Genomic DNA, 12,835 nt, shown 5'->3' on the forward strand with positions numbered 1-12,835 from the left:
ATAAATTTTTTTTATCAATATTTTAAACCTAAAAAAACGGCCGAAGCCGTTTAATCAAATATCGGGTTTCAAACTTAGAAACGCATCCCAATCCCGGCATAGGCCAGAATCGGATTGACTTCGATATCGGCTTTAGAGCGAATCAGTTCACCTAGATTTGCATCTGTCACCGTAATTGTCGTGTCATTTTTTAGATGTGCATAAGAGACTGAACCGACTGCAAACCAGGTGTCATTAAAGTCATAGCTAAAGCCGATCGTGGCCACAGGTGCGAAAGCATCGGATGCCTCAAGCTTTACTTTTGGATCGGCTTCACTTAGCTTACCTTCAAGGGAAGCTCCAGCATTGCCTTGTTTAATATTGGCAATCATATGTCCTGCAGCAATTAGGTCCTGCTCGGTACGTGAGTTAATTTCCAGTTCATTGAAATAGGCATACATCACACCTAAGCCGACATAAGGCCGGAATTTATTCACTCCGGTTTTACCAAAGTGATACTGGAATTCAAAGGCAGGTGTCCAGGCGCGGGCAGAGGCAGCCGGACCATAGGCTTCCAGATCAGTAATCTCGATATCTTTCTTCAGTATAATATCGATAGGAAGTTCAATATTGCCCAGAGTAGGGGTTGCTGTTCCCGAGAACGGTGCATAGATTTTACCTTTACCTTGCAGATCAACCTTGGGTGGAATGCCGGCTTTCATTTCAAAAGAAATATTATCGGTAAAATAGTAATTGGTCATAATGCCTAAAGTGGTGACATCATCCGCTGTCAGACCGGTACCTGGATTATCCCATTCAGACAGACCATTGATTTGAGTGGTTCCACTGATATTCGCTGGTAATGTACCTCCAGTGAAGAAACCCATCCCTTCTAATAATCCTTTCACTGTTCTCTGATCGACAGAAGGATCAAGATTATTAACGACCGTATCAACATTGATAGCGCCGTTTCTATAACTTTTACCGTTTTCGACAGCAGTATTCACTTTAAATGGTTGGGCCTTGCCTTGCGGCATCACATGCAATGCACCGATTGATACCGAAAAGCGCTTAAAGCCATTTCCATCTTGCAAGCTAAAATAAGGGGAATCTGCATGCGCGACCATAGGTAAAGTGGCTAGGCCTGCCATACATGCCAGCAATGTTTTCATTGATTTGGAACTCCATGTCCAGTTTGTTTATTCGTTTTTATAGTTCATTAATTATGTGAATTACATTAAAAAATTCAGTTATAGAACAACAGGTCAAAAGTTAATCGATAGTTAATATTGGTAACTACGGTATATTTTTTGTATATATCTCTTGAGTTTTAAAAAATGCATAGTGTGTAAAATAATTATTTTTACCCTGCTAGCTTAAGTATAAAAATGAAGGAAATGTGCTCTTGAGAGCGTTAAAATTCAATCATATGAATTTTTATCATAGAAGATATAGAGGAGAGTTTAGGCAAATTTTAGGCTGTATTAGTTCAAGCATTTACCATTATGGGATTATTTTTTATTTTTCCAAAACAATACCATATGAATTTATCCAAGATCCTGCTACCCAGTCGACTGAGTTTTTTTGTACAATAGCTGCATATATTATTGAGTGAATCACATGAGCACCCAAACTCCTCCCAAAAAAAAGCCCCTGGTTAATTTACCTTTCCCGATCAAGCAAGCAGAGCAAAATGCTGCAGAAGAAGTTCTGGAAGATTTAAGACCAAGACCACAGCGTTATGCTGACCGTACCTGGATGCCACCACGTGGTACTCGCCGTTCAATGGGCAAACGCTAATTGATCAGACTCAAAAAGCTATGATAAATCATGGCTTTTTTTGTGGAAATTTTTAGGGAGTTGATGAGTAATATTTGATTCATCTTTCGCGCAAAGAGAAAATGGTGCTCTAATTTATCCAAATCTCTTTCAATTTTATTCTTAATAAAGCAAACGAAATATTTAAGCTCTCTAAATGCCGACCAAAATAAAATCCACACCTGGTTGATTTCATATTCGACATTTTAGCCGCCCAGAAAAAAAAGCCAATTCAAACATTGGCTTTTTTTGAAAGATATTTTGATAGCACTAACGCATGCTTTTACGCGCTTTATTTTCCGGCTTCGGTGGCGCGATTTCTCTCTCGCCTTGCCAGACATCGATAAAATCTTTCTCGTTAATATTATAAAGTTCCAGTAGCGCTAAAATCACGCCTCCAAACAGCATGGCACCTTCTGAATGGCTTTGAAAATCGACCAGCTTGGTATTCAGATTATGCAGGATATCTTCAATTTCAAAGACACGTTCCCGTCCATTGCTGTCGGTCGGATAGATCTGGGTATTTAAAATAATTCTCGCCAGACTTTTTTCATTTTCGGTCAAAGGCAGTTCTTCAATCAATTCATCACTGGCCGGAGTTAAAATGACCGAATCACGGAATATGGTGTGTAAAAAATTTGCGCTTAATTTTGGCAGCGGCTTTTCGACAAAAGGACGGAAAGATTGCGGGAAAATGACATTGCGTGAGATGCCTTTAAACATCGGTGCAATTTCCTCGACCTTATAACCTGCGATCCCACAGCCCAAGGAAGTAATAAAATATTTATTTTTAGGATGATTTTTGGTGTAAATCTTAAAGTCATCAATATAGTGCTGGATTTGTGAGAGCGGCATTTGTTGCAAATGCTCGTTCATGGTGGGAATGGCATAGCTCTGACCCGCCCAGCCACGACCCACGCCCATGACTGCACCAAAATGCTCAAGTGCCGTTCTAGCTGCTCCACCACCGTGTTGTCCAGCCAAGTTGCTGCCAAAAACAAAAACCGTATTTTCCGGAAGGGATTTAACAATACTTTCATCGTGATAGTGGTAAGTCATAATTGTCGATTCTAGGCCATCCTGATCTTCATGTTGCCTTTGAAATGAAAAGGGGTCAAGGCAAAATTGTGCCGGACTAGCCAAACAGATAGAGTATTTCACCCATAAGCCAAAACAGGATACCGAGTACGCCCAAATAAAGCTGCTGGCTGAAAATGATTAGTTTGTTCTGTATTTATTCCCTTTGTAACTGTATATTTTATTAATGATTTTTCAAAGCAGATAGCGATTAAAGCGCTAACAAATAATGAATAGTAATATTGTTTTATTTTACCAAACAGAAACCTAAGCAGGGATTGAGTAATTCCAATTTACCCTCATAATAAATCAAATCTATATCCGCAGCGAAGTCAGCGAAAGCTATGAGTGATAAAAAGCCCTTTGAATTAGTGACCAGTTATCAACCAGCAGGCGATCAGCCACAGGCCATTGCAAAGCTGGTCAAAGGCATTGAACAGGGTTTTCATGATCAGCTTTTACTGGGGGTAACAGGCTCTGGTAAGACCTATACCATGGCCAATGTCATTGCCCAGACCCAGCGTCCGACCATAGTCATGGCACATAACAAAACCTTGGCTGCGCAGCTTTACGGCGAATTTAAAGCGTTTTTCCCGAATAACGCCGTTGAGTATTTTGTCAGTTATTATGATTATTATCAGCCAGAAGCCTATGTTCCATCTTCAGATACTTTTATCGAGAAAGATGCTGCAATTAATGACCATATTGACCAGATGCGCCTTTCCGCAACCCGTTCACTCTTAGAGCGACGTGATGCAATTATTGTCGCTTCGGTGTCTGCCATTTATGGTTTGGGTGATCCGAATGCCTATATGAGCATGTTGCTGCATGTGGTGGAAGGCGATCGCATTGGCCGTGATGATATTATTCGCCGTCTGGTCGAGATGCAGTATTCGCGTAATGAACTGGAATTCCTGCGCGGTACTTATCGTATTCGCGGTGAAATTATTGATATTTTTCCGGCAGAATCGGATCAGGATGCGATCCGGATTGAACTATTTGATGATGAAGTTGACTCTATTCGCTGGTTTGATCCGCTGACCGGGAAAATGGTTCGTAAAGTACCTCGTGTGACCATTTATCCTAAAAGCCACTATGTTACGCCTAAAGACAATTTATCCCGTGCGATTGAAACCATCCGAGACGAACTTAAAGATCGTCTGGTGTTCTTCCGGGAAAATGACAAACTGTTGGAAGCCCAGCGGATTGAACAGCGGACACGCTATGATCTGGAAATGATGCAGCAATTAGGTTATACCAACGGCATTGAAAATTACTCACGTCATTTATCTGGACGCCCTGCGGGTGAAGCGCCGCCGACCTTGTTCGATTATATTCCGGATGATGCCTTGCTGATTATTGATGAATCGCATGTGACGGTGCCGCAGATTGGTGCCATGTATAAGGGCGACCGTTCGCGTAAAGAAAATCTGGTCAATTACGGATTCCGTTTGCCAAGCGCGCTGGATAACCGGCCAATGAAATTTGAGGAGTGGGAACGGATTGTGCCGACGACTGTGTATGTCAGCGCAACGCCCGCACGTTACGAGCTGGAAAAGTCCCAGCAGATTGTCGAGCAGGTGGTACGCCCGACCGGTCTGATCGATCCAGAAATTGAAATTCGTCCAGTTCTGACGCAGGTCGATGATGTGCTTTCCGAAATTAATCTGCGTAAAGATATTAATGAGCGGGTGCTGGTTACGACCTTGACGAAGCGTATGGCTGAAGATTTAACCTCTTATTTGAAAGAATATGGGATTAAGGTCGCTTATTTACACTCGGATATCGATACCGTCGAGCGGGTCAAAATCATTCATGAACTGCGTACTGGGGTGCATGATGTACTGGTCGGGATTAACCTGCTGCGTGAAGGGCTGGATATGCCGGAAGTGTCACTGGTCGCCATTCTGGATGCCGATAAAGAAGGTTTTCTGCGTTCTGAGCGTTCTCTCATTCAGACCATTGGTCGCGCTGCGCGTAACCTGAAAGGTAAGGCGATTTTGTATGCTGATCGCATTACTGATTCGATGCAGAAAGCCATTGATGAGACGGATCGTCGTCGTGCCAAGCAGATTCAGTTTAATGAAGAACATGGCATTACGCCGCGCAGTGCAGTGCGTCAGGTGATCAAGGAAATTGATACTGGTGAAGTATTGGATGATGATTCAATTGAATTGAAAGTCTCGGATCAGGCACGTGCGATCAGTGCCGATGAGCGGCATATCATGGCAGATCCGAAAATGTTTGCGAAACACATTAACAAGCTTGAAAAGGAAATGCTGAAAGCTTCCAAAGAGCTTCAGTTTGAGCAGGCTGCGCGTATGCGTGATGAAATTGTGCGTTTAAAAGCCCAGATGTTTGATTGATTTTTGTTGCATTAAATCTTATTTAAATGACGTAAAATCAATCACAAACCAAACATAATGTAACAAATTTAGGAATTGGATAAAGCTATTGTATGAACAGAATTTTTTTAAATAAATATTTTGTGAACATGCAATAGGTATCTTTATGACAACTCAAAAATCTTCACGTACTGGATTAAAGCTGGCAAAAATTGCGGTGGGTAGTGCGGTTCTTCTCGGTTTGGGCGCCGCTACCATGGCCTATGCGAAAGAGGAGCCATTACCGACCATTGAGAAAGTTGAACTGGACCGTTATCTGGGAACATGGTACGAAGTAGCACGCAAGCCTTTGTATTTTCAAAATAAGTGTGATCGTGATGTTACAGCGACCTATACTTTAAATGAAAATGGCAATATCGTGGTGGATAACCGCTGCATTAAAAAAGATGGTGAACAAACCCAGTCGCTGGGCGAGGCATTTGTGCAAAATCCACCGCAAAATACCAAATTAAAAGTCAGTTTCTTGCCGGACTTTATTCGCTGGATTCCGGTCGCTCGTGGCGATTATTGGGTCTTAAAACTGGATGAAAATTATCAAACTGTTTTGGTCGGAGAGCCTAAACGCAAATATATGTGGATACTCTCACGTGATCCTCAATTGGATAAAAATGTGGTAAATGAATATTTACAATATGCACAGTCGGTGGGTTATGACCTGAGTGATGTAATTCATACTAAACAAACTCAAAGATAAAAAGATCGTCTTAATGGGAACCATGCTATGGCATGGTTTTTTATTTTATGAGTCGAAAGACAATCTAAAATCGAGAGATAACTACATTTTAAATAGATGAAGCATCAAGCTTTCTATTGTACTAATCGTTATAATGCCGGCGAATGAAAGTAGAGTTTAACTATGTATAAAGGCATCGCGTTATCTGTCTTGGCCTCTGTGGTTTTTGGAGTGCTGTATGTATTTACGCCTTTTTTACAGCCTTTAGATAGTGAACAGACTTTTGCTTGGCGTATGCTGGCGACTTTACCATTCCTCACAGCCTTTATGTGGTGGTCGGGTGATCTGAAACATATTAGCAATATCTTTAAGCGGGTGTTGCAACAGCCTTCATTCTTGATCTGGTTGCTGATCAGTTCACTGTTGTGTACCACGCAATTGTGGTTATTTCTATGGGGACCTATCAATGGCCGTGGCCTCGAAGTCTCGCTCGGTTATTTTCTGCTACCTCTGGTGATGGTGCTGGTCGGCTGTGTGCTTTATAAAGAAAAATTGTCATCTTTCCAGATGGTCGCCGTTGCTCTGGCAATGTTGGGGGTAGGGCATGAAATCTGGCGGATCGGTTCAATCGCATGGGAAACGGTCTATGTCGCTTTAGCTTATCCACTTTATTTCTTTATGCGGCGTAAATTCGCGACCGATCATCTTGGTGGATTCTGGTGGGATCTATTTCTGATTTTGCCTGTGGCATTTTATTTGGGCTTTATCTATAGCGATTCTATGTCGCTTATGTTGAGTCATTCTCATTTGATCCTGGCAGTTCTTGGATTGGGCTTTTTAAGTGCGCTCGGTTTAGGTAGCTATATTTTGGCTAGCCGATATTTACCTTTTGTCATCTTTGGGCTGTTGAGTTATCTGGAGCCGGTACTGCTCGCTTTTGCCTCGATGGCACTGGGTGAGCGTGTGGAATCAGGTGAATGGCTGACCTATATTCCAATCTGGCTAGCTGTATTATTGCTGGTTGTGGAAGGAATATTGCATTTAAAACAGCAGCAGCTGAAGAAATATGAGCTGGCAAATAAAGCTGTACAGCTGGAAAAACTCAGGAAAAATAATGAATAATGCTGTTTGCATAATAGTTATATTCGTCAGACAATATTGACCTGATTATTTTCAAAATCGTCTACTTTGTTTAAAAGAATGTTTTCTATATTTTAAGGGGATAAACATGTCACAGATTGCGATTCCATATCAGTTGCGTGCACGTTTATCACAACTGGAACCAAGTCTGGATTTAAATTGGGAGCGAGAGCTTCGTACTATTTTGGCAGAAGTTTCACCCGAATTAAAAGAAAGTATTGATTTTCAGATTTTAAAGCCCAAGAAAATTCTTTGGGATCAGGAAATGGATCAATACCGCTATCAGGCTCAACATTCAGTAGAACGTCTCAGCCAAAAATTTCTCAATGACCGGATGCGTTACTATGCCAGTACCTTTGGCCTGTCACTGAAAAGTTTGCAGGGTTTGAATGATAGCTTGCAAATCGCGGACTACTTAGAAAATGTACTTGAACAAATCGATAAAATTGACGTCAATGAAAATTTTCAGATGCAGCGTGAAAAGCTGGAACTGCGTCGTACTTTTTTATTAAATGCTGCTGAAATTATTCGTGATCTTCGCTTACAGCCGGTTGAAGGGGTGCGTCAGCTTACCGAACAGCAAATCAAATGCTTTATTATTGAAGTTTTTATCAAGCAGCAATTGTTGGGTTATTGGTATAAGCCGCTATTAAAAAAACAGACTGCAGAAATGACGCATCCACTTTTCCGTTATTTCCTGATTAAAGAGCAGTAGATTCGTCATTTTGATATTGTCCGTACCTCGCAATTTCTATTTATCGTTGCGCCGGTGATGGATGTGCAGCAAAACCCGTATTCTATTCGTCGTTTCCTGATTGAAGAAAAAGGTGCACTTGAAGATCAGGTCTATCTGAATATCCTGATTCTGGACCTGCAGGATGACATGGATGAAGCGGTGGTAGAAACCCTGAAATCACAGATGCAGCGGATGGTGACTTTACAGAGTCAGATTCATTTGGATGTAATCGACATTGTGCATACACTGGAACAGGTGTCTGAACAGAAGTTATTACCTTTACTGGTTGAGCCCATTCACGTTGTAGAGAAAAATGCCGATGTGGTGGCACAACGTCACCTGAAACAGTTTGAAGAAATTATGACGCGTGAATTGCTTTTGCCGATGCGGGATGCCATTCGTGATCATTTGTCGCATATTGAAGAGTTTGATTATCTATATCTGCATGTCCATAAAACATTTATAGAAATTCTGGCCTATTACCGCGATTTCAAGTCCCAGCCGGGTTTCATGTTTAATCAGTACATCCAGAATTTTGAATATAAACTGCTGGCTTTTATCCGTTTACTGGAAAAGCGTAAAGTGGAAACCTTTATTCCTACACACCGCAATGAATGGCAAGTCATGCATCAGCGTTCACAGCAGGCTGTTCTGGATATTCAAAATACGATTTCTGAAAATGTACAGCAATACCGGGATCTGAAAAAATATATTAATACACTGCAGCGGCAAAAAGCGGATGAAGAGAAAAAATCCGTATTTAAAAAGTTATGGCGTAAGAATAATTTCGATGAGGCGATTGATACCGCGCTCAATCAATTGCAGCAGTTAAAGCGCAGTATGTTTCTGGAAATTATTCAGGTGCCAAGAACACATGAAAACTGTAGCGTATTTCTGGAATTTGAAAGTTTGCAGCATTTACAGCAGGTTGATCGCCACTATGCTTTTCCCTCTGGGGATAATGGCCTGACCCGTTTACCTTTGCTCATTCACTTGCCCGAAACCTATGATGATTTCGATGTAGAAAACTTCAATGCCTCCATGAGTCTGGACATGAATTTTTCAGCAGGGAGTAGAATCCAGCCTGAACAGGGTGGGACGCTAAATTTTGAACTTTAGATTTGTTTGAATAAACAACATTTAACAAATTTGTGTCAGGTACTGAAAAATAGTGGTCTTTAGCATTTTCGGATGCAAAATCATTCAGCTAATTACGACTATTTTTGAAATTTATAGTGAATATACGTTAAAAACCACCCGTCTCAACGAGCTTTTGATTCAAACTTGCGGCCAATTCCATTACAATTGTCGGGTTTAGAAATTTATGCTTAGATTTACAATTAATTAGAGGACGTATCTGTGAGCAAAGACACTATTGTTGCCCTCCATGCAGAACACCAAGGTCGCTGGAAAAACCGTGAAGAACTTGCGGAACGTATGATTGCCCTTGTTGGCCAGTTATATCGTGAAAAAAATATTGTAGCTACAGTTTATGGTCGCTCTTTAATTAACCGCTCTGTGATTCAGATTTTGAAAGCACACCGCCGTACTCGCGTACTGGACGTTGAACTTTCTGTAGTTGATACTTTCCCAATTCTTGAAGCATTGGTGAAAGTAGAAAACATCGGTTCTGCTGAAGTTGATCTGGGTAAACTTGCTGTTGAATTTAAAGAAAAAGGCGGCGACATCGATGCATTTGTTGCAGACGCTGTTAAATCGATCGAAGGCAATGCTGCTGCTGTAGAACATAAAGATGTGGTTCTTTATGGTTTCGGTCGTATCGGTCGTATCCTGGCACGTTTGATGATTGGTCAATCAGGTCTGGGTCGTGGTCTTAGCCTGAAAGCAATCGTTGTTCGTAAATCATCGGATGGTGATTTGGAAAAACGTGCATCTTTATTGCGTCGTGACTCTATTCACGGTCCATTTGCAGGCACAATTTCTGTAGATGAAGAAAACGAAGCAATCATTGCCAACGGTAACTTCATCAAAGTGATTTATGCTTCTAATCCTTCTGAAGTAGATTACACTGCATACGGTATCAACAATGCACTTGTGATCGACAACACAGGTAAATGGCGTGATGCTGAAGGTCTTGCTCAACACCTTAAATGCCCGGGCGCTGCTCGTGTGATTCTGACTGCACCTGGTAAAGGTGACATGAAGAACGTAGTTTACGGTGTAAACCAAGCGGATATCCTTGATGAAGATACCATCATCTCTGCTGCAAGCTGTACGACTAACGCTATTACACCTACACTGAAAGTATTACATGACAAATACACGGTGTTGAATGGTCATGTTGAAACAGTTCACTCGTTCACGAACGACCAGAACCTGATCGACAACTACCATAAAGCTGACCGTCGTGGTCGTGCTGCAACATTGAACATGGTTATTACTGAAACTGGTGCAGCGAAAGCAGTAGCGAAAGCGCTTCCAGCTCTTCAAGGTAAATTGACAGGTAACTCTGTACGTGTACCTACACCAAACGTATCTCTTGCGATTCTTAACCTGACTTTAGGTCAAGACGTTGATCGTGATGAAGTGAACGAATACATTCGTCAGATTTCAATCGGTTCTAGCCTGCAAGGTCAAATCGGTTATACCAACTCGACTGAAGTGGTATCTTCTGACTTTATCGGTTCACGCACTGCAGGTGTATTTGACGCGCAAGCAACGATCACTTCAGGCAACCGTTTAACTGCTTATGTTTGGTACGATAACGAAGTGGGTTATAGCTGCCAGGTATTGCGTATTGCTGAACAAATGGGTGGCGTAAGCTATCCAAAAGTTCCTGCTGAAACTAATGCATAATTAGTATTTAGCTAAAAAAGAGCCTCATTTGAGGCTCTTTTTTTATGATTTTTTTATTTAAAGCAGACTTTTTAATCTAATAAGAATCAATAAATCTGCTTGCTGGCAAAATATTAATCTGATAACTTACAAAGAGTAAGTATATTAAAATGAGTAAGTAATAAAAAATATTGCGAGAAATAGTATGACAAATTATGCAATCAGCCCATTATTAGGTCAGGTTTTATCGACTGAATGTCCATCACGTGAAATATTGGAACACCTTGCCAATAAATGGTCGGTCTTGGTTTTGCGTTGTTTAAGTGAAGGGGTGCATCGTTTCAGTGAACTGAAACAGCGCATTGAAGGGGTAAGTGAAAAGATGTTGTCCCAGACTTTAAAAATGCTGGAGCAGGATGGTTTTATTCTCAGAACAGTTTATCCGGTGGTGCCGCCAAAAGTGGAATATCAATTGACGATTACCGGTTCACAAGCGGCTGAAAAAATCATGTATTTAATTGGCTGGATTGAAAAAAGTCTGCCAGATATTTTAGAACATAAACAAAATGTTATTAAATAGTTTTCATTAAATGGCAGGAATGCAGTGTTTGTGAAAATACAAAATTTGGACTTATCTTGGTTTGTATAAAATACTGATTTTAAAAAGTGTCTGCATCAGAATATCTTCTTGTGAACACGGCTTTTGAAAAATTTACTCCTCTATAAATTATTTTAAAAATCATTAAGAAATTCACAAAAAGAATTTCCAAAATAGGGGATAGTATTAGGGCAAAAGCGCTTGATTTCCTACCACTTCTTTTCCATCTTTTAAGCATTCTGTTTCTAAATCTATGCCTTAGATAGGTCAAATAGGCTTGGTGAGAAAACGACTAACTAAGATTTATGGGATTGCTGCATAATTCTATTCGAGAAATTCTTTAAAATATGGCAGAATATGGGGTTTTAAAGTTTTTAGAGGATTGGCAATATGCGCTTTGTTGATGAAGCAGTCATTACCGTAGAGGCTGGCGACGGTGGCAATGGCGTAGCCAGTTTTCGCCGTGAAAAATTCGTGCCATTTGGTGGTCCAGATGGTGGTGATGGTGGTCGTGGCGGCAGCATTTATATTCAGGCTGACGACGACACCAGTACGCTAGTTGATTATCGTTATACACGTAAATATCGTGCAGAACGAGCAAAAAATGGCCGTGGGGCGAACTGTGCTGGTCGTGGCGGTGAAGATACCGTATTAAAAGTTCCAGTAGGAACAACAATTGTAGATGTTGAGTCTGGTGACATTATTGGCGACTTGATCGAAGACGGTCAACGCGTGAAAGTTGCAGCAGGCGGTGATGGTGGTTTAGGTAATACCCACTTTAAATCATCGACCAACCGTTCACCACGTAAGTGTACGCATGGTCAAAAAGGCGAATTCCGTGAAATCCGTCTAGAGCTTAAAGTTCTGGCAGATGTCGGCTTGCTGGGTATGCCAAATGCGGGTAAATCCACCTTCATTCGTGCTGTATCAGCGGCAAAACCAAAAGTTGCAGATTATCCATTTACCACCATGGTGCCAAACCTGGGTGTGGTCGATGCCGATAGTCACCGTTCATTCGTGATGGCAGATATTCCAGGTCTGATCGAAGGGGCATCTGAAGGTGCAGGTCTTGGGATTCGCTTCCTGAAGCACTTGGCGCGTACCCGTATTTTGTTGCACATCGTTGACGTACAACCGATTGATGGCTCAGATCCGGCACATAATGCTAAAGCAATTATGAAAGAGTTAGAAAACTTCTCCCCAACGCTTTCAAAACTGCCGATCATATTGGTGCTGAATAAAGTCGATCAGTTGGCTGAAGAAACACGTGAAGAATGGTGTACTCATATTCTTGAAGAATTGCAGTGGGAAGGCCCGGTTTTTGAAACTTCTGGCTTAACTGCTGAAGGCACCAAAGACGTGGTTTACTACCTGATGGATCAGATCGAAGAGCAGCGTGAACGCGAAGCTGAAGATCAAGAATATGCAGCAGAAATGAAAGCATTCCGTGATCAGCTTGAAGCTGAAACACGTGAACAAACCATCGCTGCAAAAGAAGCGTATCGTGAGATGCGTCGTCAGCAACGTCTTGCCGGTATTCTGGGTGATGACGAAGATGATGAAGATGGCGATGATGATAGTGATGTGGAAGTGTACTACGTACGCTAATCTCT

General features: G+C 41.5%; 11 protein-coding genes. 9 read left to right on the forward strand and 2 right to left on the reverse strand.

Annotated elements, in window-relative coordinates; genetic code table 11:
* Positions 1-74 precede the first annotated feature (74 nt).
* On the reverse strand, positions 75-1,151 hold the full coding sequence (locus tag NI468_RS01290) for an OmpW/AlkL family protein (RefSeq protein ID WP_253099199.1): 1,077 nt from the start codon (positions 1,149-1,151) through the stop codon (positions 75-77).
* 448 nt (positions 1,152-1,599) lie between these two features.
* Between NI468_RS01290 and NI468_RS01295 the strand changes: the two genes are divergently transcribed.
* Positions 1,600-1,779: a hypothetical protein gene (locus tag NI468_RS01295; RefSeq protein WP_004646507.1), complete on the forward strand. Its 180-nt coding sequence runs from the start codon at positions 1,600-1,602 to the stop codon at positions 1,777-1,779.
* 288 nt (positions 1,780-2,067) lie between these two features.
* On the opposite strand, the gene NI468_RS01300 is transcribed toward NI468_RS01295, so the two are convergent.
* Positions 2,068-2,856 (reverse strand): A1S_2505 family phage non-structural protein, encoded by a 789-nt coding sequence (locus tag NI468_RS01300; protein WP_253099201.1) that lies wholly within the window; start codon positions 2,854-2,856, stop codon positions 2,068-2,070.
* Positions 2,857-3,218: 362 nt separating this feature from the next.
* On the opposite strand from NI468_RS01300, the gene uvrB reads away from it, so the two are divergent.
* From uvrB to cgtA, 8 genes are all read left to right on the forward strand, one after another.
* Positions 3,219-5,240: an excinuclease ABC subunit UvrB gene (gene uvrB, locus NI468_RS01305; protein WP_253099209.1), complete on the forward strand. Its 2,022-nt coding sequence runs from the start codon at positions 3,219-3,221 to the stop codon at positions 5,238-5,240.
* A gap of 145 nt (positions 5,241-5,385) precedes the next feature.
* Positions 5,386-5,973 carry a lipocalin family protein gene (locus NI468_RS01310; RefSeq protein WP_253099211.1) on the forward strand — a complete coding sequence of 196 codons (588 nt, stop codon included), beginning with the start codon at positions 5,386-5,388 and terminating at the stop codon, positions 5,971-5,973.
* A gap of 162 nt (positions 5,974-6,135) precedes the next feature.
* Positions 6,136-7,074: an EamA family transporter RarD gene (gene rarD, locus NI468_RS01315; RefSeq protein WP_253099213.1), complete on the forward strand. Its 939-nt coding sequence runs from the start codon at positions 6,136-6,138 to the stop codon at positions 7,072-7,074.
* A 106-nt stretch (positions 7,075-7,180) separates the two neighbouring features.
* Complete coding sequence (locus NI468_RS01320) at positions 7,181-7,807, forward strand: hypothetical protein (RefSeq protein WP_253099215.1); 627 nt, start codon at positions 7,181-7,183, stop codon at positions 7,805-7,807.
* A gap of 57 nt (positions 7,808-7,864) precedes the next feature.
* A complete protein-coding gene (locus NI468_RS01325) occupies positions 7,865-8,947 on the forward strand; it encodes a hypothetical protein (protein WP_252718429.1) in 1,083 nt (360 codons plus the stop codon).
* Positions 8,948-9,187: 240 nt separating this feature from the next.
* Positions 9,188-10,645: a glyceraldehyde-3-phosphate dehydrogenase gene (locus NI468_RS01330; protein ID WP_004279679.1), complete on the forward strand. Its 1,458-nt coding sequence runs from the start codon at positions 9,188-9,190 to the stop codon at positions 10,643-10,645.
* 184 nt (positions 10,646-10,829) lie between these two features.
* Positions 10,830-11,204, forward strand: coding sequence for a winged helix-turn-helix transcriptional regulator (locus tag NI468_RS01335; RefSeq protein WP_004279680.1), 375 nt, complete (start codon positions 10,830-10,832; stop codon positions 11,202-11,204).
* Positions 11,205-11,612: 408 nt separating this feature from the next.
* Positions 11,613-12,830, forward strand: a complete 1,218-nt coding sequence (gene cgtA / locus NI468_RS01340) for an Obg family GTPase CgtA (RefSeq protein WP_253099223.1) — start codon at positions 11,613-11,615, stop codon at positions 12,828-12,830.
* Positions 12,831-12,835: the final 5 nt, after the last annotated feature.

It is taken from the genome of Acinetobacter lwoffii (genome assembly GCF_024129355.1).
GTDB classification, from domain to species: Bacteria; Pseudomonadota; Gammaproteobacteria; order Pseudomonadales; family Moraxellaceae; genus Acinetobacter; species Acinetobacter lwoffii_I.